Source organism: Kitasatospora sp. NPDC088160 (assembly GCF_044741445.1).
Taxonomy (GTDB): domain Bacteria; phylum Actinomycetota; class Actinomycetes; order Streptomycetales; family Streptomycetaceae; genus Kitasatospora.
In genome coordinates, this window is sequence record NZ_JBIUSS010000037.1 from 40,670 (window position 1) to 65,355 (window position 24,686).

The 24,686-nt window shown below is 71.6% G+C and carries 21 protein-coding genes and 1 pseudogene; 13 read left to right on the plus strand and 9 right to left on the minus strand.

Going from position 1 to position 24,686, the window contains the following annotated elements; all coding sequences use genetic code 11:
• Nucleotides 1–33: 33 nt before the first annotated feature.
• From ACIOGZ_RS38550 to ACIOGZ_RS38560, 3 genes are all read right to left on the minus strand, one after another.
• A complete protein-coding gene (locus ACIOGZ_RS38550; RefSeq protein WP_400989350.1) occupies nt 34–1,230 on the minus strand; it encodes a terpene synthase in 1,197 nt (398 codons plus the stop codon).
• 319 nt (nt 1,231–1,549) lie between these two features.
• Nucleotides 1,550–1,846 carry a hypothetical protein gene (locus tag ACIOGZ_RS38555; RefSeq protein WP_363633286.1) on the minus strand — a complete coding sequence of 99 codons (297 nt, stop codon included), beginning with the start codon at nt 1,844–1,846 and terminating at the stop codon, nt 1,550–1,552.
• An 866-nt stretch (nt 1,847–2,712) separates the two neighbouring features.
• Complete coding sequence (locus tag ACIOGZ_RS38560) at nt 2,713–3,285, minus strand: hypothetical protein (RefSeq protein WP_363588408.1); 573 nt, start codon at nt 3,283–3,285, stop codon at nt 2,713–2,715.
• 228 nt (nt 3,286–3,513) lie between these two features.
• Here ACIOGZ_RS38560 and ACIOGZ_RS38565 point away from each other — a divergent pair, with 228 nt between their 5' ends.
• Nucleotides 3,514–6,369, plus strand: coding sequence for an AfsR/SARP family transcriptional regulator (locus ACIOGZ_RS38565; protein WP_400989352.1), 2,856 nt, complete (start codon nt 3,514–3,516; stop codon nt 6,367–6,369).
• Between the two features lie 18 nt (nt 6,370–6,387).
• Here the strand turns inward: ACIOGZ_RS38565 and ACIOGZ_RS38570 are convergent, their stop codons facing one another.
• The 3 genes and pseudogenes from ACIOGZ_RS38570 to ACIOGZ_RS38580 all read right to left on the minus strand — a co-directional run bounded on the left by ACIOGZ_RS38570 (nt 6,388) and on the right by ACIOGZ_RS38580 (nt 8,712).
• Nucleotides 6,388–6,759, minus strand: a complete 372-nt coding sequence (locus ACIOGZ_RS38570; protein ID WP_400989382.1) for a hypothetical protein — start codon at nt 6,757–6,759, stop codon at nt 6,388–6,390.
• Nucleotides 6,760–6,990: 231 nt separating this feature from the next.
• Nucleotides 6,991–7,411, minus strand: a pseudogene (locus ACIOGZ_RS38575) (response regulator transcription factor); the annotation flags it as partial.
• Nucleotides 7,408–8,712 carry a histidine kinase gene (locus tag ACIOGZ_RS38580; protein WP_363633290.1) on the minus strand — a complete coding sequence of 435 codons (1,305 nt, stop codon included), beginning with the start codon at nt 8,710–8,712 and terminating at the stop codon, nt 7,408–7,410. The pseudogene ACIOGZ_RS38575 and the gene ACIOGZ_RS38580, both read right to left, overlap by 4 nt.
• Before the next feature lie 366 nt (nt 8,713–9,078).
• Between ACIOGZ_RS38580 and ACIOGZ_RS38585 the strand changes: the two genes are divergently transcribed.
• A complete protein-coding gene (locus ACIOGZ_RS38585) occupies nt 9,079–11,271 on the plus strand; it encodes an MMPL family transporter (RefSeq protein ID WP_400989354.1) in 2,193 nt (730 codons plus the stop codon).
• 267 nt (nt 11,272–11,538) lie between these two features.
• The gene (locus tag ACIOGZ_RS38590; RefSeq protein WP_363588416.1) at nt 11,539–12,132 is read left to right on the plus strand and encodes a DinB family protein; all 594 of its coding nucleotides are present in this window, start codon (nt 11,539–11,541) and stop codon (nt 12,130–12,132) included.
• A 188-nt stretch (nt 12,133–12,320) separates the two neighbouring features.
• Here the strand turns inward: ACIOGZ_RS38590 and ACIOGZ_RS38595 are convergent, their stop codons facing one another.
• Entirely contained in the window at nt 12,321–12,770 is a 450-nt protein-coding gene (locus ACIOGZ_RS38595) for an ATP-binding protein (RefSeq protein WP_363588418.1), read from the minus strand.
• Nucleotides 12,771–12,929: 159 nt separating this feature from the next.
• Between ACIOGZ_RS38595 and ACIOGZ_RS38600 the strand changes: the two genes are divergently transcribed.
• From ACIOGZ_RS38600 to ACIOGZ_RS38625, 6 genes are all read left to right on the plus strand, one after another.
• Nucleotides 12,930–13,379, plus strand: a complete 450-nt coding sequence (locus tag ACIOGZ_RS38600; RefSeq protein ID WP_400989356.1) for a MarR family winged helix-turn-helix transcriptional regulator — start codon at nt 12,930–12,932, stop codon at nt 13,377–13,379.
• 138 nt (nt 13,380–13,517) lie between these two features.
• The gene (locus ACIOGZ_RS38605) at nt 13,518–14,756 is read left to right on the plus strand and encodes a cytochrome P450 (RefSeq protein ID WP_400811896.1); all 1,239 of its coding nucleotides are present in this window, start codon (nt 13,518–13,520) and stop codon (nt 14,754–14,756) included.
• Between the two features lie 66 nt (nt 14,757–14,822).
• A complete protein-coding gene (locus tag ACIOGZ_RS38610) occupies nt 14,823–15,056 on the plus strand; it encodes a ferredoxin (protein WP_363588424.1) in 234 nt (77 codons plus the stop codon).
• Entirely contained in the window at nt 15,053–16,348 is a 1,296-nt protein-coding gene (locus tag ACIOGZ_RS38615) for an NAD(P)/FAD-dependent oxidoreductase (protein WP_400989358.1), read from the plus strand. Before ACIOGZ_RS38610 ends, ACIOGZ_RS38615 begins: the two co-directional genes overlap by 4 nt.
• Before the next feature lie 126 nt (nt 16,349–16,474).
• Nucleotides 16,475–16,735 carry a hypothetical protein gene (locus ACIOGZ_RS38620; RefSeq protein ID WP_400989360.1) on the plus strand — a complete coding sequence of 87 codons (261 nt, stop codon included), beginning with the start codon at nt 16,475–16,477 and terminating at the stop codon, nt 16,733–16,735.
• Between the two features lie 233 nt (nt 16,736–16,968).
• Nucleotides 16,969–17,637: a Type 1 glutamine amidotransferase-like domain-containing protein gene (locus ACIOGZ_RS38625; RefSeq protein ID WP_363588430.1), complete on the plus strand. Its 669-nt coding sequence runs from the start codon at nt 16,969–16,971 to the stop codon at nt 17,635–17,637.
• Between the two features lie 279 nt (nt 17,638–17,916).
• On the opposite strand, the gene ACIOGZ_RS38630 is transcribed toward ACIOGZ_RS38625, so the two are convergent.
• Entirely contained in the window at nt 17,917–18,819 is a 903-nt protein-coding gene (locus tag ACIOGZ_RS38630) for an alpha/beta hydrolase (protein WP_400989362.1), read from the minus strand.
• Nucleotides 18,820–19,256: 437 nt separating this feature from the next.
• On the opposite strand from ACIOGZ_RS38630, the gene ACIOGZ_RS38635 reads away from it, so the two are divergent.
• From ACIOGZ_RS38635 to ACIOGZ_RS38650, 4 genes are all read left to right on the plus strand, one after another.
• Complete coding sequence (locus ACIOGZ_RS38635; RefSeq protein ID WP_363588434.1) at nt 19,257–20,114, plus strand: NAD-dependent epimerase/dehydratase family protein; 858 nt, start codon at nt 19,257–19,259, stop codon at nt 20,112–20,114.
• Between the two features lie 126 nt (nt 20,115–20,240).
• On the plus strand, nt 20,241–21,119 hold the full coding sequence (locus tag ACIOGZ_RS38640) for a LysR substrate-binding domain-containing protein (protein WP_363588436.1): 879 nt from the start codon (nt 20,241–20,243) through the stop codon (nt 21,117–21,119).
• A gap of 389 nt (nt 21,120–21,508) precedes the next feature.
• Nucleotides 21,509–22,297, plus strand: a complete 789-nt coding sequence (locus ACIOGZ_RS38645) for a TetR/AcrR family transcriptional regulator (RefSeq protein ID WP_400989364.1) — start codon at nt 21,509–21,511, stop codon at nt 22,295–22,297.
• Nucleotides 22,282–22,392, plus strand: a complete 111-nt coding sequence (locus ACIOGZ_RS38650; protein WP_400989365.1) for a hypothetical protein — start codon at nt 22,282–22,284, stop codon at nt 22,390–22,392. The genes ACIOGZ_RS38645 and ACIOGZ_RS38650 overlap by 16 nt, the downstream gene beginning before the upstream one ends.
• A gap of 100 nt (nt 22,393–22,492) precedes the next feature.
• On the opposite strand, the gene ACIOGZ_RS38655 is transcribed toward ACIOGZ_RS38650, so the two are convergent.
• Nucleotides 22,493–24,466 carry a hypothetical protein gene (locus ACIOGZ_RS38655; RefSeq protein ID WP_400989366.1) on the minus strand — a complete coding sequence of 658 codons (1,974 nt, stop codon included), beginning with the start codon at nt 24,464–24,466 and terminating at the stop codon, nt 22,493–22,495.
• Nucleotides 24,467–24,686: the final 220 nt, after the last annotated feature.

The following is a 24,686-nucleotide window of genomic DNA, read 5'->3' on the forward strand; positions in this document are numbered from 1 at the left end:
CCGGGACAGGCGGGGCAGCCGTCCGGAGCGCGTTCACCAAGTGGGCGGGTCTGCCCGCCGGGACGGCCGCCGACGTTCACCCGCCGGTGCGGCGTCCGGAGTGCGCCACCACCAGCCGATCACGGCGGAATCAAGGGCTGATGCCTCCTCCGTCGGCCGCGGATCCGGTGCGTGCGGGCTGAGAACGAGACGCTCCCGTACCGGACCGGCATAGCGCGTGGTGACAAGGCTGAAATCCAGGTTGGCGCGCACCCATCGGCCAAGACTCTCGACGAACCGCCGGAGTTCGGCACCGACCTCCGGCGTCACCGTACGCTCGCTCAGTTCGACGAAGCGGCGCATCACCGTGTTGCGCAACACGACGGCCTCATGGAGCGACTCCGCGGTCGTTGTCTGCCGCTCCGATGCCAGCACATCCAGGAGGTTCACCTCCAAAGAGCCGCGCTGGGACTCCTTGTGATGAGAGAAGATATCGTTGTCGAGGGAGACGAGGACCGCGCACATCTCCACCAGAGCCCGGACCTCGGGCGTATCACGCAACTCCTGCGGCAAAACGTATCCGTTGGCCACGTCCAACAGCGCGATACTGCTCTGCATCGCACCGTTGCGCAGGCGCAGTAACAAGTAGTCGTCCAGCCTCTGGGGCTTCTCACCGTTTCGCCGCCGCGACCGCTCCCAGACCAGAGCGGCGAAGTAGGACCGGACGGCGTCAGCCCAGTCGCAGAACTGCGTGGGTGTCGCGCATGCAGAGATGCGTGACGCTACATCACGGAGCGCCCAGGCATAGGCGTTGTCCGGCAGGAGCCCGATGTCCCCGGTTTCGGCCACCCTGTGGAGCCGCGCCAGGAAAGCCGCCCACTCGGTGACATCCATGTCCGCGTTCTCGGCCTCGTCGCAGTAATCGTCGTCAAAGGCGAAGAGCCAGGTGTGGTAATCAGCGAAAGCGGCGAGCCCTTCCTCCTTGCCGTGCGGCACAACGCCCGCCGCGAGCACTCCTGGCCGCATCGTCGAAAACCGTTCCCGACGTTCCCGGTCGGAAGGGATTCCCTGCTTGGCAGCCCAGGCCATCGTGCTTTCATTGATTGCCAATCTGGCCGGGTTCTCAGCTCTTTCGATGGGGCAGTAGAGAGTCAGCCGACTGAAGTGTTCAGGCATTTCAACCTCGAAAAGTGATCTTTGATTGAGGAATCCGACGACGGAAAACGGTGCAACCCTGTTCGCGGGGTGCAAGGTTGATGTCCCGTGGGAGAGGAACTAAACCTGGACACTTGATGTGCTTTATCATGATTTTTAGTCATCGAGGCCCTTGGAGCCTCACGCTCAAGACCTACAGCCGGAGCAGTGGCGTACTACTCCAAGGCGAATAGCGCTGCTTCGGGGAAACCTGGTCGGCTCTGCACCACGCGCGTCTGGTTCGCCCGCCCGGGCCGTTACGGAAGAGCACCGGGAGCGGACGGGGGCGGCGGGGAGCTGATCGCCGCAGACCGGGGAGGCGGCATGGTGCCGGGTCTACGGCCGGATGAGACGGTCCTCAAGCAGCAGGTCGGCTTCACATGCCTCGGACCGAGATCATCTGGTCCACAGCCTGCTGAACCTTCGGCAGGAACGCCGCGATGGTCTCGCTGTTGGGTTCCTCGCCGAGCAGGTCCACAGCGGTCGCGCGGGTGAGGACGATGTCCGCCTGGTAGACCAGGCCTGCGGCCCACACGTCCAACTCCGCTTCGGTGCCCCCGCTGCCAGGACCGTAGTTGATGTACAGAACGGGGAACTCAGCGGAAGAGTCCAAAAGGGTACGGATGTCTGCGACGGTAACCTGCGGCGCTGGCCTGTCGACGGTCGGTCCCACGGTGTGACGCTCCTCCGGTTGGTAGTTGGGTCAGCCTATGTCCGCTGCGGCGAGCGTGACGCGCAGCAGCTTGGACGTCTTCGAGGGCATGACGGTGCTCCAGCGGGGAGAGAGGGGTGGGATCGGCCGTGCGTGGTGCTCGGCACACACCGGGCCGTGACGGCTGTCCTGCAGGAGCAGCGGTCGGTGACACCTGGTCCGGTGTGCGCCCCGGGCAGGTGCTCCCTGACGGCGGTCACCAGTCTCACCACCGGTCAGGAGCCTCGAAAGGACCTTGGGCAGGCCGGAACCGGCCAGGCCCGTTCCGGCCTGCCCGGATGTTCCGGCGCTCTCCTTCGCCGGACTCAACCCGCTGGCGGCCCCACCTCGACAGCGACACTGCCCCGGCTTCCCGCCTCCCTCGCCACAAGGGCCGGAGCCACCAACGTCCTGCAGAACTCGTCTGACGCGCCTTCACCCTGAAGCTCGAACACGGCCGCGCCTCGACCGGCGGCACCGGGCGGCGGCACCGGCGGCGAGAACCCGCCTGGCCCCGACGACAAGTCCGGCGCCGCCGGCGCCAACGCCCGGAACGCCTCCGGATCCCGCGGGGGCGACAGCTACGTCCTGATCACCTGGTGACCGGTCGCGAACACGCCCCTACCAGGGCCCGTCGATCCACCAGCCCCTCATGACCGGGATCTGCACCAACGGCTCTGTCCGTCATCGCCAGTGACGAAGCGTGACAGATGCCGCTGGCCGGTCATGCGCCCCTGCCCCGGCTGTGCCCCCGCGGCTACCGAGGTTGCCGAGGTTGCCGAGGTTGCCGAGGTTGCCGGGGAGGGGACCCTCCGAGTGGGGCGGAGTGGGGGTGCCGGGAGCGTGGCTCAGCCGAGCGTCAACGACTTGGCGTGGGTGCGCCAGGCCTCGTCCACCGAGACGGTCTCACCCTTGTAGCTGGGGCTCTCGTAGCCGGTGGCCTGGAATCCGGTGAACAGGTTGAACCAGCAGTTGGCGTACGGGCGCACCGAGTAGACGTGGTCCTGGAGCGGGGCGGGGATGTCGAAGGAGTAGTCGGCGGCGTTCCCGTTGTAGCACGCGTGCGGGCCGGTGAAGGTCACCGATTGGCCCCCGAAGAAGAAGTCCTGGTAGATCGTCCCCAGGACCACCAGGTCGGAGAGGCCGGCCGGGCTGTTCAGTTCCTTGGCGAACGTGCTGTCGCGGGCGGCCTCGGCGGCGGTCGGCGGAGCGTCGGCGACCCGCCCGCCGGTGGCGTAGCTGATGGCCTCCCGGTAGGTGCCGAAGCACTGTGCCTGGCCGCCCTGCGCGTTCACCACGCAGTGCCGGGTCGAGTCTCCGGCCGTCGTGGGTTGAGCGACGGCCGTGGCCGCGCCGGACAAGGACAGTGCGATCGCCGTCGCCGCGAGGACGGATCCGATGCGCTTGAGGGAGTGTGCCATGGTTGATCAACTCCTGGGTCGAAGACCGGCGCCTTTCGGCCGGTGCACGGCAACACTCTCAATCGGCTGCACGATTCTGGCATGATCTGATCACTGCTCTATCGTGACGCGCGCTGCCGTGTGCCGGCACGTGACAGTTCAGGCGACACGCCCGGGGCGCACGGAGTGACGCTTCGTCAATACCGCTGCCTCCCGGGTGAGTTGTCTCAATATCGCCGATGGGGGGAAATGGAGTTCAGGATCCTGGGGTCCCTGGAGGTGCGAGCCGGGGCCGCTCCCGTACGGTTGGGCGGACGCCGTCAGCGGAGTCTGCTGGCGATGCTCGTGGCGCACTCGAACCGGACCGTCCCGCTCCCCCGGCTGGTCGACGAGGTCTGGGACCAGGACCCTCCGGCCACGGCGGACCGCCAGATCCGCAACATGGTCGGCCTGCTGCGCCGCGCGCTCGGCACGGGTCCGGCCTCCCCCATCGTGACCGACGGCGCGGGATACCGGCTGGTGGCGGACGACGCCCAGGTGGACCACCGCCTGTTCGCCTCCCGGGCCGCGGCGGCAGAGGACCTGGACGCGGCCCAGGCCGTCCCCCGGCTGCGCGAAGCCCTGGAGCTGTGGCGCGGCCCCGCGCTGGACGGGTTGCCCGGCCTGGCCTTCGCCGCCCTCGCGGCCGGCCTGGAGGAGCAGCGGATGGCCGTGCTGGAGCGGCTCTACGAACTGGAGCTGGAGGCGGGGCGGCATCGCGAGGTCGCCGCGGAACTGACCGGCCTGGTCGCCGATTTCCCGCTCCGTGACCGCCTGGTGCGGCAGCTGCTGACCGCCCTGCACCGCTCCGGCCGACACAGCGACGGGCTCGAGGCCTACCGGCGCCATGCCTCCCGGCTCTCCGAGGACCTGGGGCTGGACCCGACACCTGAGGCCCAGGCCCTCCAACGGGCCCTCCTCCTCCCCTGTCCGGCACCGACCGCCCGTCCGGACCGGACCGCCCCGAGCACCGGTGTCGCCCCTACAGTGCCCCCAGCGGACCCGCGACCCGAGCAGCTCCCTTCCGGCCTCTCCGTGTTCGTCGGCCGCGCCCCCGAACTGCTCGTACTGGACCGGGTGCTGACCACCGGAGAGCCCGGCGCCCGCCCAACGGCGACACCGTGCGCCGTGATCACGGGTGCCGCCGGAGTCGGGAAGTCCGTGCTGGCGCTGCACTGGGCCCACCTCACGCGGGAGCGGTTCCCCGACGGACGGCTCTTCGCGGACCTGCGGGGCTGGTCCGCCGCCGGCCCCCGCTCCCCGCACGGGGTGCTGGCGGCGTTCCTGCGCGCGCTGGGCGTGCCGGCCGAGTCGATACCGGCCCAGCTGGACGAGGCGTCCGCGCTCTACCGGTCACTGCTGGCGGAGCGGCGGATGCTCGTCGTCCTCGACGACGCCGCCGGCCCGGAGCACGTCAGGCCACTGCTACCGGGCGGCAGCGGCTGCGCCGTCGTGATCACCAGCCGGGACCGTCTCACCGGGCTCGTCGCCCGCGAGGGCGCCCACCGGGTCGGACTCGACGGCTTCACCCCCGCCGAGGGACAGTCGCTGCTCGCCCGTGTCCTGGGCGTCGGCGCCGCCGAGGCGCAGCGGCAGGCCGGTGCCCGGCTGCTCGACGCCTGCGGGCACCTCCCGCTGGCACTCGGCATCGCCGCGGCCCAGCTGCGCGACCGGCCTCAGCGTGATCTCGCCGCCTTCGCCGACGAGCTGGCCTCCTCCACCGACCGCCTGGGCGCCCTGGAGGCCGGAGGTGACGACCGCTCCTCCCTGCGGTCGGCCTTCGGCCTGTCCTACCGGGCGCTCGACCCCGCCGCCCGGCGTCTGTTCCGCCGGCTCGGCCTGTTCCCGGGGGTGGACATCAGCGCCCCCGTAGCCGCCACCCTGTCCGCGGCCGCCGTCGACGAGTGCGAACGGCTCCTCGGCCGCCTGACCACCGCCCATCTGCTCGCCGAGCCGTCACTGGGCCGCTACCGCTTCCACGACCTGCTGAAGCTCTTCGCGGCCGAGCTGGGCACCCGCGAGGAGAGCCCGGAGGAACAGCGGGAGCTGCTCGAGCGCTGGCACGCGTGGTGCCTGCACCACGCGCACGCCGCTGCCCGGGTGCTGACCCCCGGGCGGCGGCAGGTCCCGCTCGGCCCGCCGCCCGAGGGCCTGCGGGTGGCCGACCTCACCGGCCCCGAACAGGCCACCCGCTGGTGCGACGACCAGCGGGCGAACCTGCTCGCCACCGCCCACCACGCCTACGAGCGGGGGCACGACGAAACGGCCTGGAAACTGCCCGCGCTGCTGTGGAGCTACCTCCACCGCACCTCGCCGCAGACCGAAGGGGTGGCCCTGGGCCGGACGGCCGTGGCTGCCGCCCGCCGCCTGAGCGACCTGAGCGCCCAGGCGCACGGCCTCAACGATCTGGGCCACGTCTGGGGCGCCCTGGGCGAACTCACCCTGTCCCGGCGGACGTTCCAGCGGGCCAGGGTCCTCGCCCACGACGCCGGCGACCGGTGCACCGAGGGCCGGGCGCTGGCCTACCTCGGCGCTTACCACTACTTCACGGGCCGCTACGCCGACGCCGGGGAGTACTACGAGCGGGCCCTCGACCTGCTGACGGCCGACGGCCCGGAGACCGATGACTGGACGGCCGACCTCTGCCGTGCCAGCCTGGCCCCGACCTACCTGCTCCTGGGCCGCTACCAGGAAGCATCGGACCACGCGAGCCGGGTGCTCGCCCGGCCCAGGGCCCAGCGGAACGGGCCGATGGACTGCTCTCTGCTCAACACCCTGGCGGCGGCGCAGCACGCCCTCGGGCGGCCGGAGGAGGCGGTCGGGCACTACGAACGGTCCCTCGCCGTGAGCAGCCGTCTGACGGGCTATCCCGCCCAGCGGGCCCACGCCTTGGCGGGACTGGCCGCCGCCCACCGGGCGCTGGGGTGCGAGCAGCGCTCACGTCAGGCCTGGGACTCCGCGCACGAGATCTACGCGGAGCTGCCGGCGCACCAGCTGACCTCGAACCTGCCGATCCTGGCCGCACTGGGCTTCACTCCGCCCGCCACGACCGACCGGCGGCGCTAGCCTCGGCCGACTCGCCGCTCAGGTGGCCACCGACCGGCCCGGCCGTGGGGTCGGGGCCGAGGGAGTCGAGCAGCCGGGCGGCGTGCTCGGTGGTGAGGTCCACCAAGGCGCGGGAACCGTTTCTGCAGCCCCCTTTGATGCCGCCGCCATCGCGGCCAGGAAGGCGTGGGCGAGCATGGCCAGGGTGATGTGCCGCATCCAGCCGGTGTAGCGACGGACCTCGTACTGATCCAGGCCGCATTCGTTCTTCGCAGCCTGGAAGCACTCCTCGATCGCCCAGCGCGTCCCGGCAATTCGCACCAACTGCTCAACATTCGTTTCGAGTTGCGAGTAGGCGAGGTAGTAGGCGATCTCGTCGGGCCTGCTCAGACTGCGGCGGGCCAGTGCCACCGCTGGCGAGCCTGGACCTCGCCCTGGTAGCCGAACTCCGCCACCGCGGGCAGCCGGATGGCCGCCCAGTCGTAGATACACGGTCCCTTGGCACCGTCCCCGCACGAGATCCGCTGCCAGGCCTCGGCCGGGGCCTGGGAGAACAGCCGGTCGATACGTGGACAGCCCACGCTGAACTGGGACTTGGGCACTGCCAGGACATAGCCGACACCGGACTGTTCCAGCAGTCGGCGGAAGCGTCCTAGCCTCGCCGGCGTGGACGGTGCGGATCGCCGCGCCCAGTTCCTCCGGCGGGAGTCCTTGGGCAGGAACCCGTTGGCGCCGGCGCGCAGCGCGGCCACCACGTACTCGTCCATGTCGAAGGTACTGAGGGCGAGGACTCGGCAGAAAGGGAGGGCGCGGGCCAGCTCCCGGGTCGCGCCGACCCCGTCGAGCACGGGCATCCGGATGTCCATCACCACGACGTCGGGGCGCAGCAGGCGGGCGGCGGTGACAGCCTGCTCCCCGTTCTCGGCCTCGCCCACCACCTCGAAGGACGGGTCGGGGAGAGGATCAGGGGCAGGCCGCGCCGCACCAGCGGCTGGTCGTCGGCGATGAGGACCCGGCGGCCCGGTGCCACCGCGCCCACCGGGCCGCCGTCGTTCGACCTCACCGGGCCGTCGCCGTTCCGTGCTGGACGGCCGCGTCGGCCGTCTCCTCCGGGGCCAGTGGCAGGTCGGCCAGGACGGCGAAGCCGCCCTCCGGACGTGGTCCGGTCCGCAGGGTGCCGCCGTGCAGGGCGACGCGCTCGCGCATGCCGATCAGGCCGTACCCGCTCCGGCCGCCGGCCGGCGCCGCCTCCTGCGGTGCGGCGCCGCCCGTGCCCGCCGTGCCCCCGTCGTCGCGCACCTCGACGGTGACCCGGTCCGGACCGTACGTCAGGGTGACGGTCGCGCGGGCGGGCCCGGCGTGCTTGCGGGCGTTGGTGAGGCCCTCCTGGACGATCCGGAACACGGTCAGGCCGACGGTGGGCGGCAGCGGGCGGCGGGGCCCGTGGACGCCGAAGTCGGTCGGCAGGCCGGCCACCCGGGACTCGTCCACCAGTCGGCCGAGGTCCTCGGCCCCGGGCTGGGGCGAGGGCGGGGCGGTGTCCGGTTCGTCGCCGGCCCGCAGGACGTCCAGGAGCTGGCGCATCTCCCGCAGGGCCAGTCGCCCGGAGGACTCCAGGGTGACCAGGGCGTCCCGGACCACCTCCGGGTGGGTGAGGTTGGCCCGGGCGCCGCCGGCCATCAGCTGCATGGTGGTGATGTGGTGCGCCACGATGTCGTGCAACTCCCGTGCGATGCGGCGGCGTTCGTCGGCCACCGCGCGGTCGGCCAGCAGTTTGCGGTTGGCCGCGACCTCCCGCTGCCAGCGTGCCACGGCGAGGCCGACGCCGGCCACGAGCAGGGTGGAGCAGGAGGTGCCGGCGAGCGCCTGCCAGGAGGGGACGCGCAGGTGGCTCTGGCTCAGCGTGGTCAGCACCGTCGTCACCGCCGCGGCGGCCGCCGCCACCGGGGCGGGGCGGGCCCGGGCGACCGAGTACAGGCTGACCATCAGGACGGCGCCGAAGTGGGTGCTCGCCGGTGTGGACAGGTCGATCGCGGACTCGACGGCCAGGACCACGGCGAGCGCCGGCACCGGGTGGCGGCGCCGGACGAGCAGCGGCAGGGCCGACAGCGCGACGAGGAGCAGGCCCGGCGGGGTCACCCGGCGTACCCCGTCCATCTCGCTGAAGAGCAGGTAGTTGAGCAGGTCGAGCGTGCAGGCGCCGGCGGCCACCAGCGCGTCGGTGTGGGTCCACGGCGCGCCGTCGGTCTCCGGCGGCGCGTCCGCCACCCCGCCGGGGCCTGGGCTCCCGCTCGCCCGGTGTGCCGGGTGCGGCGGGTCCGCCCCGAGTGCCGCGTCCATCGCGGGGCGCTGATGACCGCCCATGTCCGTTCCCCCTCCGTGCCCGGCCCGCGCCGCGCCTCACCGATGAGCCCTGACAAGCCCTGACGAGCCCGATCAGGCCCCGATCAGACCCTGTTTCAGACCCTGCACAGGCTCTGAACAGGCCCGATGAACCATTCTGGCATTGGCCCACCCCGCCCCGGCATGGTCCCCACGGCCGATCACGGGGGCCCGGACCAGGACCACGGTCCCGGGTCCGGGCCCGGCCGAGGAGCAGGGGCCCCGGTGCGGATCGTCCGTCGCAGGGACGTCCGCGGCCCACCCCGGGTGATGGTCTGGAACCCGGCCGGGAACCCCCGGAGCCGAGACCGACCTTGCGGACGCTCGCGTCCACCGCCGGAGGAAACCGTGATCCGCGCACTGACCGGATACTCCACCAGGAACCCGCGGAAGGTGATCACCCTCTGGGTGGTGCTGGCAATCTCCCTGGCCCTGCTGAGCCCGATGCTGCTCGCCCGCGTCACCCAGTCCCAGACCGGGGACTTCCTGCCCAAGAGCTACGACTCGGCCGCCGCGCTGCGGATCGCCGAGGAGAACTTCGGGATGAAGCCCGACGCCACCACGGTCACGGTGCTGGTCGCCAGGACCGACGGCCGGGCGCTCACCGCCGCCGACCAGCAGCGGGTCGAGGCCGAGGCGGCGAAGCTCGCCCAGCGCCGGGTCGTCATGCCCAGGAAGGACGACGAGCCGGCCTTCCTCGTCCCCGACCGGTCCCAGACCCCCCGGGTAACCCCGGCCATGGTGGCACCCGACCGCGGCTTCGAACTGCTCTCCGTCGAACTGACCGGCAACGCCGCGGACGAGGGCGTCCAAGGCGTCTACCGGGCGTTCCGGGACGCCACCCGGGCCCAGTTCGCCGACGCCGGGATGCGCACCGGGTTCACCGGGGGACTGGCCGACGCCGTGGACACCGCCGACTCCCACCGCACCGCCGCGACGGTCGGCAGCGCGCTCGTCATGGGGCTGATCGTCCTGCTCAACGTGCTGGTGTTCCGCAGCGTGGCGGCGGCCCTGCTGCCGCTGCTCGCCGTCGCCATGATCGGCAGCGTGGCCGGCGGAGCCGTGGCCGTCGCCGCGACGCTGACCGGCCTCAAGCTCGACGCCGGCACCCCCGGGCTGGTCTCCGTGGTCCTGCTCGGCATCGGCGTCGACTACCTGCTCTTCCTGCTCTTCCGTTTCCGCGAGCACCTGCGGGCCCGGCCCGAGCAGCCCGCCCGCGAAGCCGCCGCCCAGGTGACCGCCCGGGTGGGCACCGCGATCACCTCGGCCGCGCTGACCATCGTCGCCGCCTTCGCCACCCTCGGCGTGGCCAGCTTCGGTCAGTTCCGCTCGCTCGGCCCGGCCATCGCCGTCGCCGTCCTGGTCATGCTGCTGGGCAGTCTCACCATGATGCCCGCCCTGCTCGCCGCCTGCGGCCGCGGCATGTTCTGGCCCTCCCGCAGCCTGCGTCGCCAGCCGGGCGAGGGCTTCGCCGCCCGCTTCGGCACGCTCGTCGCCCGGCGGCCGCTGCCCATGCTGCTCGCCGCCCTCGCCCTGCTCGGCGCGCTGGCCGCCGGGATGACCGGGATCCGGATGGACTACGGCCTCGGCGGTGCCGGCGACCGGACCCCGGCCGCCGCCACCGCCGCCGAGATCTCCCGCACCCTGCCGGCCGGCGTCTCCGACCCGACGAGCGTCTACGTCGTCACCACGGACGGCACCACCCTCACCCCCGGCCGGCTCGACGGCCTCTCCCACGCCCTCACCCAGGTCGAGGGCGTCGGCATGACGGGCGGCACCGTCCTCAACGGGGACCGGCGCGCCGCCCGGATCGACCTCTACCTGACCGCAGACCCGCAGAGCCGGCGCGCCCGCGACCTGGCCTCCGGCCCGGTCCGCGCCGCGGTCGCCGCCCACACACCCGCCGGGACCAGCGCCCACGTGGGCGGCACGGCGGCGATCTTCGCCGACATCTCCACCGCCGTCGACCACGACCTGGCGATTGTCTTCCCGGTCGCGGCCGCCCTGATCGCCCTGATCCTGCTGCTGCTCCTGCGCAGCCTGCTCGCCCCGCTGGTCCTGATGCTCTCTGTCGGGCTCGGCTTCGCCGCCACCCTCGGCGCCGCGACCCTGCTGTTCCAGCACGGGCTGGGCGAACCGGGCGTCAGCTTCACCCTCCCGCTGGTGCTGTTCCTGTTCGTCGTGGCGCTGGGCACCGACTACAACATCCTCATCACCGACCGGATCCGCGAGGAGATGCAGCGCCCCGGCCCGCCCCGCGCCGCCGTCGCCCGCGCCGTACGGCACACCACGCCCGCCATCGCCACGGCCGGCCTGGTCCTGGCCGGTTCCTTCGCGACCCTCGCCGCCACCCCGGGCAGCGAACAGGTCGCCTTCGCGCTGACGCTCGGCATCCTGCTCTCCGCCGTCGTCCTGTCCCTGGTCCTGGTGCCCGCCGTCGCCGCCCTGCTCGGCCGCGCCCTCTGGTGGCCGCTCCGCCCGGCCCGCCACCACCACCGGGCCGAGCCGGCCCCGGAGCCGTACCGCGTCCCGGTGCCCTGACCGGCGAGCCGTCAGTACTCCAGTGAGAGTTCTCCATGTGGCCTGGTCAGCGCCCTGGGGGCGGTGATCGTAGCGGGGCTGTGGCGTGGGTGGGTCGGCTTTGACGTGGATGTCCCACCCACGGGTGGCCGCGCCGCATGTAGTGACAGCGGCGGGGAGAGAGCATCGGTGTGAACGATGATCTGCCGACGGATCTGTGGGATCGGGAACTCAACGAGCTCTTCCTGCGAATCGGGATTGTCGGCAGGTGATGCGAGACTCGGCCCCATGAAGCCCAACGACCCCAAAGACGACCTGCACCGCTACCTCAAGGCGGCCCGCGAAGCCATCATCTGGAAGCTGGACGGATTGTCCGAGTACGACGTCCGGCGCCCCCTGACGCCGACCGGCACCAACCTCCTCGGCCTCGTCAAGCACCTCGCCAGCGTCGAACTCGGGTACTTCGGCCCGACGTTCGGCCGCCCGCACAACGAATCCCTCCCCTGGCACGAGGAGGGCTCCGAGCCCAACTCGGACATGTGGGCACCCGCCGACGAGTCACGCGAGGACGTCCTCGGCCTCTACCACCGCGCCTGGGCGCACGCGGACGCGACGATCGAGGCGCTGCCGCTCGATGCGATGGGCCACGTCGCGTGGTGGGGCGACGACGGCGACGTGACGCTTCAGCGGATCATGCTGCACATGACGGCCGAGACGAACCGTCACGCCGGCCACGCCGACATCGTCCGCGAGCTGATCGACGGCAAGGCCGGCATGCGGGAGACCAACAGCAACATGGACGGCGGCGACGAGGCCTGGTACCAGGAGTACTGGAACAGGCTGGAGGCGTCCGCCAAGGAGGCCCAGGCCAAGCCGAGCTGAGCTGAGCCGAGCCGAGCCGAGCTGAGTTCGTTCGGGGAGGTAGGGGCTTGCCGGGGTAGCTCGTGTTGTCGCCTACCTCCCCACCCGGTGCCGCAGTTGTCGCAGAGCGCCCACCGCAGAGTGCGCGCCACTGGACTTCCCGCCCGAGGTCCACCACCGCTCCCTGGACCGCTCCCAACGTCGGTCGGTCAGGCCGCGGTGGCGACGTCGGCCCAGTGGACGGCGTGTCCGAGCTCCGCGCGGTCGCCGTGCGCGACGGTGAGCCGGTCGATGATCTGCAGCCCGCGGCCGTGCTCACCGCGGGTACAGCTGGCCGCCCAACCGCCCTGCGCGGCCGCAGGGCCTCCGTCGCAGACTTCGATGTGCACCCGCCGGGCGCCCTGGGCGCGGCTCAGTCGGAGGTGCAGTGGAGGTTCGGCGTGCTCGACGGCGTTGGTGACGAGTTCCGAGACGGTCAGCAGCACCGAGTCGGCCGCATCGTCGGCGACCCGCCACCCTGCGAGGACCTCTTGGGTGATCTTGCGGGCGTCTCCGGCGGCTTCCGGGCGGTGCGCCAGGGCCCAGGCGTGGCCCGATGGCGGCGAGCGCCGGGCCATAACCGGCCATGGGGAGATGTCCGGGGCGTAGGTGCGGATCACGGTCATCACCTTCTTCCGGCGCCGCGGTGGCGCCTTGGCTGTGACCAGAACCCCTAACGATCCACTTCCCATCTATATCACTCAGATATATAGACAGTCAATATAGATGAGTGATATAGATGAGGTATGGATGGGACACCCGAAGAGGGTCTCCAGGAGGTGGCGGCGGCACTGAACGAGCTGGCCACCGGGCTGGTCAGGCATCTCCTGTCGGACCGGCAGGGCATGAGCCTGACCACCGTCGCGGCGCTCGGCCGGCTGGAGCGGGAGGGTCCGATCCGGCTGACCGCGCTGGCAGCGGCGGAGGGCATCGCCCAACCGTCGATGACCGCGCTGGTACAACGACTGGAACGCCAGGGCCTGGCGTCGCGGATGGCGGATCCCGAGGACGGGCGTGTCTGCCTCGTCGCCATCACGGATGCCGGGCACGAGCTGCTGGCCGAGCGCCACCGCGCGCAGCGAACCCGGGTGGCCGGCCTGCTGACCGCGCTGCCCGATCAGGACGTGCAAGCGCTGAGCGAGGCCATGCACGCGGCCTTGCCCATCGTCCGCCAGCTGCTCCGGGAAGTCCCGTCGCCCCGCACCACCCGTGGCGGAACGGCTTCCTGAACCCCCGGGGCACCCTCTTCGACATCTCCTCCCGCAGGCGGCAGGACCTGCTCCGCTGCCCCGTCTCGCGCCCCGCGCGCGCCGGGCCCCGATCCCGCCACCTGCCCTCCTATCGGACTTCCGAAAGGGCGGAGAACCATGAGCACCATCTCGGCATCCGGCACCGACGTCCCGCCGGCGGAGGTACCGGACTACCCCATGACCCGGGCAGCCGGCTGCCCGTTCGACCCACCGCCGACCCTGCACACCCTGCAGGAGCAGGCCCCGATCAGCCGGGTGCGGCTGTGGGACGGCAGCACCCCGTGGCTGGTCACCCGCTACGAGGACGTGCGGACCCTGCTGGCCGATCCGCGGATCAGCTCGGAGAGCACCCACCCGCACTACCCCCACCAGAGCCCGGCCACGAAGGAGCGCCGCAGGCAGTCACGGACCTTCATCACCATGGACGATCCGGAACACGCCCGGCTGCGCCGGATGGTCACCGCGACCTTCGCCATCAAGCAGGTGGAGGCACTGCGGCCGACCGTTCAGAAGATCGTCGACGACCTGATCGACGCCATGCTCGCCGGGCCCAAGCCGGTGGACCTGGTCCAGGCGTTCGCGCTGCCGGTGCCCTCACTGGTGATCTGCGCGCTGCTCGGCGTCCCGTACGCCGACCACGATTTCTTCCAGGCCAACAGCAGGCTCCTCGTCAAGCGCACCACGACCCCGGAGCAGGCACGGGCTGCCACCCAGCAGCTGACCGACTACCTGGACCGGCTGATCGGCGACAAGCTCGCTCACCCGACCGACGACCTGCTCTCCGCCCTCGCCGAGCGGGTCAGGGGCGGCGAACTCTCCCGGCACGAGGCGGCCAACATGGGGATACTGCTGCTGATCGCCGGGCACGAGACCACCGCGAACATGATCGCGCTGGGCACCCTGGCCCTGCTGCAACACCCCGACCAGCTGGCCCGGCTGCGCGAGAGCGACGATCCGAAGCTGATCGCCTCGACGGTCGAGGAACTCCTGCGCTACCTGACCATCGTGCACAGCGGACGGCGCCGCGTGGCCCTGGCCGACATCGAGATCGGCGGGGTCACCATCCACGCCGGCGAAGGCGTCGTCCTCGCCAACGACATCGGCAACCGCGACCCCGCCGCCTTCCCCGACCCCGACCGGCTCGACGTCGCCCGCAACCCCCGCCACCACGTGGCCTTCGGCTTCGGCGTCCACCAGTGCCTGGGCCAGCCGCTGGCCCGGGTCGAGCTTCAGGTCGTCTACGGCACCCTCTACCGCCGCGTCCCCGCCTTGCGGCTCGCGGTCGATCCGGACCGGATCCCGTTCAAGCACGACGGGAACGTCTATGGCGTCTACGCGCTGCCCGTCACCTGGTGAGCGCGGACGAGTACCGTGCGGACGAGTGCCGTGCGGACAAGTGCCGTGCGGACAAGGAGGATTCCGATGAAAGTCATCGTCGACCAGCACAAGTGCGTCGCCTCCGGCCAGTGCGTACTGACCGCGCCCGAGGTGTTCGACCAGCGTGAGGAGGACGGCATCGTCGTCCTGCTCACCGAGACCCCGCCCGACCACCTGATGGGCGACATCCGGCAGGCCGCCGTCCTCTGCCCGGCCCAGGCGATCTGGGTGGCGGAACAGGAGAAAGCGGAACAGGAGGAACAGGAGGGCGAACAGTGAAGCGGATCGTCATCGTCGGGGCCTCGGCCGCGGGCCTGACCGCGGCCGAAACCCTCCGCCGCCGGGGCTGGGACGGCCACCTCACCCTGATCGGCGACGAGCCCCACCCGCCCTACGACCGGCCACCGCTGTCCAAGCGGATCCTGACGGGTGATTGGCCCGCCGAGCGAGCCGTCCTGCGCTCCCCGCACGAGCTCGCGCGCTTGGAGGCCGACCTGCACCTCGGACAGCCCGCCACCGCCCTCGACGCCGCGGGGCACCGGGTACGGCTGGGCTGCGGCGAGAACATCCGCTTCGACGGTCTGGTCATCGCCACCGGGGTGACCCCCCGGCGCCTGCCCGGCACCGATCTGGCCGGGGTGCACGTCCTGCGCACGCTCGACGATGCGCTCGCCCTGCGAGCCGCGCTGCTCGCCGCGCCCCGGGTGGTCGTGGTGGGCGCCGGCTTCCTCGGCACCGAAGTCGCGGCGGCAGCCCGGGCCATGGGCCTGGAGGTGACCGTGGTCGAGCCGGAGCCCGTCCCGGTGCGCCGCCCGTTCGGCGAGCGCATCGGCGCCCTCGTCGCCGACCTGCACCGCGCCCACGGGACCCGTCTGCGCTGCGGGGTCCCGGTGCGCCGGCTGCGCAGCGCAGACGGCCGGGTGACCGGGGTCGAGCTCGGCGACGGCACCACGCTGCCGACCGACCTCGTCGTCCTGGCCGTCGGCGCGACCCCCGCGACCGGCTGGCTGACCGGCTCGGGCCTGCGCCTGGGGAACGGGGTGGTGTGCGACGCGTGGTGCCGGGCCGCACCCGGCATCTACGCCGCCGGCGACGTCGCCTCCTGGCACAACCCCCACTTCGGCACCCGCATCCGGCTGGAGCACCGGATGAACGCCACCGAACAGGCCGTCGCCGCGGCCGGCAACCTGCTCGGCGACGCCACCCCGTTCGCCCCCGTGCCCTACTTCTGGACCGACCAGTACGACACCAGGATCCAGGCGTACGGCATCTTCCCGCCCGACGCGGACCTGCGCATCCTCTCCGGCGACCCGTCCAACGGCCACTTCACCGCCGCCTACGGCCACCGAGGAGTGGTGGTCGGCGTGCTCGGCTGGAACGCCCCCCGCGAACTGCGCATGCTGCGCCGGCTGGTCGTCGAGCGCGCGCTCTGGACCGCCGTCACGGACGCCGGGCTGTGTCCCCCACTGACGGTCGACCGTTGTGGTGGCTGGACTCCGACGGCCTGGTCAACTGGACCACCCTGCCCGAGGACACGGTGTACGAGGGCGGGCAGCCCGGGCGCTGGGTGAAGGCGCAGCGGGCCGCCCGGCCGGACCTGGAGGCGGGCTGGAGTCGTTGCCCGGCGTTACAACTGTGGACGCGGCGGCGACGGCTCGGCCGACGCGGCCGGCGCCCCGGCCGGGACCGGCCGCGCCGTGCTCGCCTCGGCCGCGTTCGGCTTCGTGTCGGTGCTGCTCAGCCCGCTGTGGCCGCGGACCATCTTCCCATTCCTGCTGAACTCGATCGGGACGGCGGTTCTGGTGGTCTGGGTCCTGATCGCCGCCTCCCACCTGCGGCTGCACGGCCGGCAGCAGCGCACGGACGGGCCGGAGGCCTCCTCCGCGGGGTCCCAGCGAACCGGACATCCGGACATCCCGCAAGGCCGGGTAGTTATCGACTTCGGCTCGTCAGGGTGACCTGTCCCGAATCGCCTGGCGGGCTCGCTGTGGCGGCTGTATCCGATGTTGTGTGAGGTATGCGGATGGGGGCGGGCCGGCCGCCGCGGGACGGGTGCGCCGGGAGTCGGTCCGGGCCGGGGGGCGTTGCGCAGCAGGGGTGGCCGAGCCAGCCGCTCGGTTCAGCAGGGATGGCGGCGGTGACGAACGCCCAGTGGATTGCGCGCGCCTGGCAGCCGTGATTGGCTCGCCCGGTGAAGCTTCTGTTGACGGCGAGCGGCCTGCGTAACGCGACGCTGCGGGATGCGCTGCGGGACCTGCTGGGAAAGCCGTTCGGGTCGGCGAACATCGTGTACGTGCCCACGGCATCCGTCGCCGAGCCCGGTGACCACGGGTGGTTCGTCGCGGATATGAGCCGACTGCACGGTCTCGGCTGGCGGGAGTTCGACGTCCTGGAGCTGAACGGCCTGCCTCGGCAGATGGTGCTTGACCGGCTGTTGCACGCCGATGTCGTTTACGTCGAGGGCGGCAGTCACTACCATCTCGCGCGCAGCATCACCGGCAACGGTCTGGCCGAGGGCTTCCTGGAAGTGCTGGAGAGCCGGGTCTATGTGGGGGTGAGTGCCGGATCGATGATCTTCAGCCGGAATCTCACCGAACATTCCGCCGACGTCATCGGGGATGCTGCGGACCTGCACGTGCTCGGCGCTACGACGGTGGAGCCGCCCTTCGGTCTCTTCGACTGGTACCTGAAGCCACACCTGTACTCGCCGGACTTCCCGGAACGGGATGACGCCTGGGCTGACCGCATCGTCGAGCGGGCGGACTTCCCGATCTACTTCATCGACGACGACACGGCTGTTCGCGTCAGCGACGACAAAGTAGACGTCATCTCCGAAGGCCGGTGGCGGTTTCATCCGTGACTCAACGCGCGATGCCGTGCCTCCGTGCCTGCCCCCGGTCGGCGCACGTCAAGCGGTTCCGGTCCAACTTCTGGGCTCTGTCAGCCCGATCCCCCGGCGCGTGTCGTCACCGGGCACGGGCAGCGCCACGCCCGAGTGCCTGAAGCCCGCCCTCACGTACATGGCCTCGGCGCGGGAGTCGTCCTCGTGGACGAACAGCCGGACGCGCTCTATCCGGGGTTCGGCGAGCGACCACGACCATTGGACACCTGAGCCACGGAGGGGGTGCGGCGGGCCGGTTCATAGGTGCTCGGCGAACCAGTCGCGGGCGGCGGTGGCGGCGATGTCGAATCCGTGACCGGTGTAGGCCGCGAAGTGACCGCCGGGTACGAACACGATCTTCTTCGGCTCGGCGGCCGTCTGGAAGGCGGCGGCGGCCAGATTGCCGCCGGTCAGGCTGTCGTCCTGGCCGACGATCACGAGCAGCGGCGTCGGTGTGATCAGCGGCAGGTAGGAGCCGGGCTCGTAGCCCCGGAGCAACTCCAGGCTGCGCAGGGTGACTTCGCTGTGCCATTCGGGGGCGAGCCGTTCGTGGGCGTCGGTGAACCAGGCGTGGGCGTCCGGGGTGGGGATGCCGGTCACCTGTGCGGGGTCCTCGCCGATCACGGGGATCATGGCGGGAGAGTGGCCGGCCGCTCGGGCCCTCCGGTCGTCGGAGAAGATCGAGGGGTTGACGACCCGGTTGTTCTCTCGGGCGACGTTGGCGAAGGTGGCGCGTCCGCTGATGAAGGGAGCCTGCCCGCTGACCGCCTTGACCCGCTGGTCGATCGCGGCGACGACGAACGCGTGTCCGCCGGAGAAGCTGCTGCCCCACACGCCGATGCGGTCCGGGTCGACCTCGGGGCGGTTCTGGGCATACGTGACGGCGTGCTGGTAGTCGCGGATCTGCTCCCAGGGGTCGATCTCGTAGCGGGGCTTCCCCGGAGCTGCGTCCGAGTCGCCGAAGCCGCGGTTGTCCCACACCACGACGGCCAGACCGGCGGCGGCGAACACCTCGGCGAAACGGTCCAGGTACATCCTGCGGGTGGCGGACCAGCCGTGCGCCATGACCACGCACGGGGCCGGAGCGGTGCCCTGCTCCGGCTCGTAGAACCAACCGCGCAGCGTGACGCCCTCGGCGTCGAACTCGATGTCGTGTCGCATGCTCTCGCTCAGCCTTTCCGTTCGAGGAGGTCGACTGCCGGCGCTGTACCTCCGGCGATCAGGACACAGGTCCCGCCCGGTCGTCTCCCCCCGCCTCCACCCTGCGGGTGGCACGCGGGCCACGTCCAAGACCAGTTCCGTGCGCTGTGATGCCTTCGCGGGACGACCGCTCGTGGCGCAGTCACCACCACCCATCCACCCGGCCGGCGTCGTCACCGCGGCAGGCCGCCTCCCGCCCCGCCGTTCGCAGGACTGCCGATCGCGGTCGCGCTTGTCCCGCCCCTCCGCCGCTCATGGCGGGGGCGCTCGCAGGGCGGCTTGACCGCCTCCTCGACCGTGATGCCCGGACGGCATCACAGGCGCCGGAACAGGTCTTGGACACCGGTGCCGGCGCCGCCGCAGGCTGAAAGCGATCCCGAAACGAGAGGAACAACGTCATGAGGGTCTTCGTCACCGGCGGTTCCGGCTACATCGGCAAGGCGACCATCGACGCGCTGACACGGCACGGCCACACCGTGCGCGCCCTGGCCCGCAACGAGCACGCTGCCCGGACCGTACGGACGCACGGGGCGGATCCGGTCACGGGCAGCCTGGCCGACCTGGGCGTGCTCAATGAGGCGGCGGCGCAGGCCGAAGCCGTCATTCACCTCGCCCAGGCGGCCACCGGCGCGGAGGACCTCGCCGCCGCCACCGCGATGCAGGACGGCATCGGCGCCGGCCCCTACGTGCACACCAGCGGTACCTGGGTCTACGGCGACACCAACGGCGTCGTCGACGAGGACGCCCCGTGGGATCCACCGGCCCTCGTCGCCTGGCGCCGCCCCGTCGAGGATGCCGTCCTCGCCCGCGCCGCGCGCGGAGGTCGTCCCGTCGTGGTCCGGCCCGGTCTGCTGTACGGCGGCGACAACCGGCTCATCGATGCCTTCTTCACCCGTCCGGGCATGGTGGCGGGCGCCATCGCCTACATCGGAGACGGCTCGCAACACTGGGCTCTGGTCCACGTCGACGACCTCGCGGAACTGTACGCGGCCACGCTGCGCGCCCGGCCCGGCGCCGTCTACGCCGGCGTCGGAGGAGTCGATCCCACGGCCCGGGAGTGCGCCGAAGCCATCAGCCGAGGAGCGGGTCTCGGCGGCAAGACCGTCTCCATCACTCTGGAGGAGGCACGCGCGGCCATGGGCGCCTTCGCCGACGCCTTCGCCCTGGACCAGCGACTCACCCCGGCGCGCGCCCGCGACCAGCTCGGCTGGACCCCGAAGCACACCGACCCGCTGACCGTCCTCGCCCAGGGCTGATCCACGCCCCCGGTGGCCGGTCCCCTCGCCGACCGGGGGAGCTGCCGTCGGGAGCGGCACCCCGCTGGATCCAATGGGGTATCACGAGGCGTACGGACACCGATCAGGACGGGACACGGCAACGGTATGGACATCGACCTGCGGAAACTGCGGTACTTCGCGGCGGTCGCCGAGGAACTGCACTTCGGCCGCGCCGCCGAGCGACTGCACATCGCCCAGCCGGCCCTCTCCCGCCAAGTGCGCGCGTTGGAGAACGACCTGGGCGTCACGCTCTTGCGCCGCGACCGCAGGGGCACCGTCCTCACGCCCGCCGGAGCCCAGCTCCTCGACGAGGTGGGCCCGCTCCTCGCGGCGGCCGAGGCCATGGTCCGCCGGGTCACCGCCGCCGCCACCGCCACACGGGTCTTCACCGTCGGCTTTATGCCCGGTATCACCGTCACCCCCGCCGTGCGGGCGCTCACCGCCCGCCATCCCGGACTCGACGTCCGGCTACTGCGCACCGGCTGGGAGGACCAGGTCGAGGTCCTGCGCGACGGACGGGCCGACGTCAGCATCGTGCGTCTGCCGATCGATCAGAAGGGGCTGCGCGTACTGCCGCTGTTCAGCGAACCGCGCGTCGTGGTGCTGCCGACCGACCATCCGCTGGCCGGCGGGCCGGCCCTCACCGTCGCCGACCTTGCGGGCGAGCACCTCCTCCAGGACCCGGACGCCGTACCGGAGTGGCGCGACATCGCGCAGGAACTGCGCACCGGCGAACGCTCCGACGTTCCACCCATCCACAGCGTCGAGGAAAAGCTCGAACTGGTCGCCGTCGGCGCGGGCATCTGCGTGATCCCGCTGTCCACTGCGACCTTCTACACACGCCCCGACGTCGTCGCCCGGCCAGTCGAGGGCCTCGGCCCGGGGCAGGTCTGCCTGGCCTGGCCCGCCACCCGCCATTCCCGGCTCATCCACGACTTCACCGACGTGGTACCTGCCCTGGCACCACCGCCCACCTCGCCATGACCGCCACCCCACACGAACCTGCCGCCATCGCCGCCCACCGAGGAGCGGGCCACGTGAGGGACGCACCACACGGGGCCACTCGACCGCTGTCGCCGCGCGGTGCCGTCGGCAGCGCGCACTCGCGGGCCTCGGCGTCCTCTCCTCAGCAGCGTTCCGGAGCCGGGAGGCTCACACCACGGAAAGGAGGAGCCAGCCTTCACCGCCTCGGTCCTCGCCCGCGCCCGCCGCATCCGCCGCCAGGCCCCGTCCATCCGCAGCCGGGCGAGATCGCCGGCCACCTCTCCGCAACGCCTTCGGCCGACAACGGCTCTTCCCTACCGGCCGGGGCACGCCACCACGCGCCCCGGCCGTCCGACGCCGTTGCGCCGCCCCTTGGATAGGCTGCCGCAATGGCCCTCGACTCCCCCCGACTGCTGCGCGCCGACGCCGCCCGCAACGCGGAAAAGATCATCCGGGCCGCCCGGGAGGTCTTCACCGAACAAGGCCCCGACGCCCACCTCGACGACGTGGCCCGCCGGGCCGGCGTCGGAGCCGCCACACTCTTCCGCCGCTTCCCCGACAAAGCCGCACTCCTGCGGGCCGTACTCGACCAGCGCTTCGCCGAGAACGTCCGCCCCGCCATCCAGACCGCCGCCCACCACCCCGACCCCGCCTCCGGACTGGCCCACGTCCTGGAAGCGGCACTGGAATCGGTGGCCGGCGACTACAACGTCCTCGCCGCCGCCCGCTCCGCCGGCGTCCTCACCCCGGCGACCGGGCAGGAGTTCTTCGCCGCCCTCGACGCCCTCCTGGCACGCGGTCAGCACACAGGCGCGATCCGCGCCGACCTCGTACCCGACGACCTCCACCGCATCGTCGTCATGCTGGTCTCGGTGCTGTGGACGATGGAACCCCGCGAAGACGGCTGGCGCCGCTACCTGGCCCTCGTCCTCGACGGCCTCACCCCCACCGGGGCCCGCCCGCTGCCCTGCCCTGCCCCGCCCCCGCACTGCACACCCGCACACCCTGACACCGAGGCGGATGCCGGCCACCCCGCTGTACCGGGGTTGAGCAGCTCCGCAAGGAGTTCGCCGAGGGCAAGGCGGGCGAAACCGTCGGTGTGCGTCTGCGTGGTGTCAAGGGCGACGGCGTCGAGTCGGTCTCGCCGGGACACACCGCCCAGGTGGAGGTCACCCTGACCAAGCCCGTCGCGATGGAACACGGTCTGCGGTTCACCATCCGCAAGGGCGGCAGGGCCATCGGCGCCGGGGTGGTGTCCAAGATCATCGCTTAGGGCCGGACGAGCGGCGAAGCGGACCGGGCGCCGGAGGCAATGACCGGCGCCCGGCGAGCCAGCGTGTCCCCCACACGGTCTGGCCGAGACCCGATCCACTTCACGAAGTCGGCGCCTGCACCGCTTCGCCCTGCTGAGGGCAGCAGGCCAGGCCTGTGCCGTCGATCAGGCGGGCGTAGGGGTTGTGGCCTGCGAGCTCGATGGCAGTGGTCACGGCGCCGTACAGTGACCGCCGCAGCGCGAAGCCGAAGGGGCCCTGATCATAGGTTTTGCTGACGATGTGCTGGTAGTCGATGTTCAGATGAGCATCGCTTTCGCCCGTCGGTGCTGCTGGGGCGTGGGAACCTGCGATGAGGTTGGTCCAGACGCGGCTGACGAGCTCTGCCAGTTCTTCCACGACGTCTGGGTCGGGGGCGTTGCTCGCCGTGCTCATGCTGGGATGCGTGGCGATGAGACGGAACAGGTCACGCCAGCGGTCCGCCATCGACCGCAAGGCGGGCCCGTCGGTCAGGCACGCGGCTTGCTCGATGATGTCCCGGGTCAGCGCGGTGCAGCGTTGGCCGATGGGGTGCTGGGTCTGGTCGGTGGCGAAGTAGCGCCGGGTCGCACGGTGGGCGAGTGCCTCGGCCCACGTGGTGTCGTCCGGTTCGGGCGCGGTACGCCAGAGCGGTGTCCAGTTCGGGGAGTACATCATGTTGCCGGGCGGGAGCACGGTGGTGGCGGTGGCCCTGGCTGCTTCCTGTGACGGGAGGAAGGAGCCGTTGGTGTGCGGGGCGGTGTGGGACAGCGCCGCGAGCTGGCGCCGGAGGAAGTAGCGGGGGGTGAGCGCGAAGTAGACGCACGCGCCCATGGCGATCTCTGCCGCCACCTGGTGGCCGTCGCGTCCGCAGTCGCAGGCGATCGCCTCGTCGGTGGCCGCGGCGAGGGCGTCGGCGAAGCCGATCAGGTTGCGGCCGTCTCCGCTCGCCAGTGCCAGGTGAAGCTCGTTGAACGCCTCCTTGGCACCGTAGTCGTGGAGTAGATCGACGCTGGCGTTGTAGTAGAGGGGGCCGTTGATAGCGCGGAACATCCTTCCGCATCGGTCACTGCCGGGGAAGTATCCCCGGTCGGTGGACAGGTGCCGGTAGGGAGCCCAGCCGACCGTGAGGCGAAGGATCGCCGGCAGGTCTCCGTCCCACCAGCGTGCGACCAGATAGTCGGCTGGTGCGGGGGCCGAGGCGGGTGGGACAACGGCGCAGGGGCCGGCGGCCGGAACAGCGTTCAGGAGTTCCGTCCGTATCTCCTCTTTCATCTGGATGACCGCACAGGTGACTGTGCTGTCCCGGAACGCCTGTTGGGCGGCGCTCCCGCTGAGGCAGGCGATGCCCTCACTGCTCGCGTCGATGTACGGCTCCAGCCCGACGGCTCCGCTGTCGTCGGGTGCGTCCGGGTAGTCGATCCCCATGCTCGCAGCCATCAGCGAGGCGCTCAGGTCGGGAATGCGCCAGTCCGTACACCGGATGGTGACATCGGCCTGGAAGGCTCCCCAGAGGTCCCGTACGGCCATCGCTTCGAGAGAACGCCGCTCGGGCTCGGCTCCCCGGCGCAGGTACTCTTCCGCCACCTCGGCGACTTCGCCGCCCTTACCGGGAATGATCCCGCACAGCTCGGCGAGTGCTCGCGCCGACTCGGATGAACGGCCGTCCCACAGCCTGTCCTTGGCGAACAGGACGACCTTCCGCGTCGTGTCCCCCACGGCGCTTGAGGCCACCGACTCCCGGAGTTCGCGCGACCTGGTCACCGCGATGGCCGACCAGCTCATCCGCTCGCCCTCCGGGTGCACCTCCATCCGCGGAGACTGGTAGGGGACATAGGCGGGCGCTGTGGCGATCCGCAGGACCGTATCGTGCTCCCGTTCCCCATGAGGCGCCCCGGCATGACTCTGCCGGTGGACGTCGTCCGGGTCGGTGCTGTCGTCTTCCGCGGCGGACCCGACCCGTAGGCCCGACAGCAGCTCAGCGGGCCTTGATCCCGCAGGGACCAGACCGGCAGCCTGAGCGTTCCAGTACACGGATTCCTGGGTGTCTGTGGTCACGGCTACTTCTCCTTGGACGTGATCTGCGGTGCGCGCGCGGCAGAGCGAACTGCCGGTGCTGGTACGTGTTCGCGATGGGCTCCGCACGGCCGTAGCCGTGGTGAGAACTCGGTTGGCCCGGTCACGGAACAGGTGGATCAGGTGCTCGATTTCGGTGCTCCGCACGGCCTGAGCGACCTCTCCCGAGGGCCCGGACGGTGGGACCCGCACCAGCCCGGCA

Coding starts and splice junctions, on each gene's coding strand:
- ACIOGZ_RS38560 (WP_363588408.1), bottom strand. CDS start 3,285: ATGGCACACTCCCTCAAGCGCATCGGATCCGTCCTCGCGGCGACGGCG.
- ACIOGZ_RS38565 (WP_400989352.1), top strand. CDS start 3,514: ATGGAGTTCAGGATCCTGGGGTCCCTGGAGGTGCGAGCCGGGGCCGCT.
- ACIOGZ_RS38580 (WP_363633290.1), bottom strand. CDS start 8,712: ATGGGCGGTCATCAGCGCCCCGCGATGGACGCGGCACTCGGGGCGGAC.
- ACIOGZ_RS38590 (WP_363588416.1), top strand. CDS start 11,539: ATGAAGCCCAACGACCCCAAAGACGACCTGCACCGCTACCTCAAGGCG.
- ACIOGZ_RS38605 (WP_400811896.1), top strand. CDS start 13,518: ATGAGCACCATCTCGGCATCCGGCACCGACGTCCCGCCGGCGGAGGTA.
- ACIOGZ_RS38610 (WP_363588424.1), top strand. CDS start 14,823: ATGAAAGTCATCGTCGACCAGCACAAGTGCGTCGCCTCCGGCCAGTGC.
- ACIOGZ_RS38630 (WP_400989362.1), bottom strand. CDS start 18,819: ATGCGACACGACATCGAGTTCGACGCCGAGGGCGTCACGCTGCGCGGT.
- ACIOGZ_RS38635 (WP_363588434.1), top strand. CDS start 19,257: ATGAGGGTCTTCGTCACCGGCGGTTCCGGCTACATCGGCAAGGCGACC.
- ACIOGZ_RS38640 (WP_363588436.1), top strand. CDS start 20,241: ATGGACATCGACCTGCGGAAACTGCGGTACTTCGCGGCGGTCGCCGAG.
- ACIOGZ_RS38645 (WP_400989364.1), top strand. CDS start 21,509: ATGGCCCTCGACTCCCCCCGACTGCTGCGCGCCGACGCCGCCCGCAAC.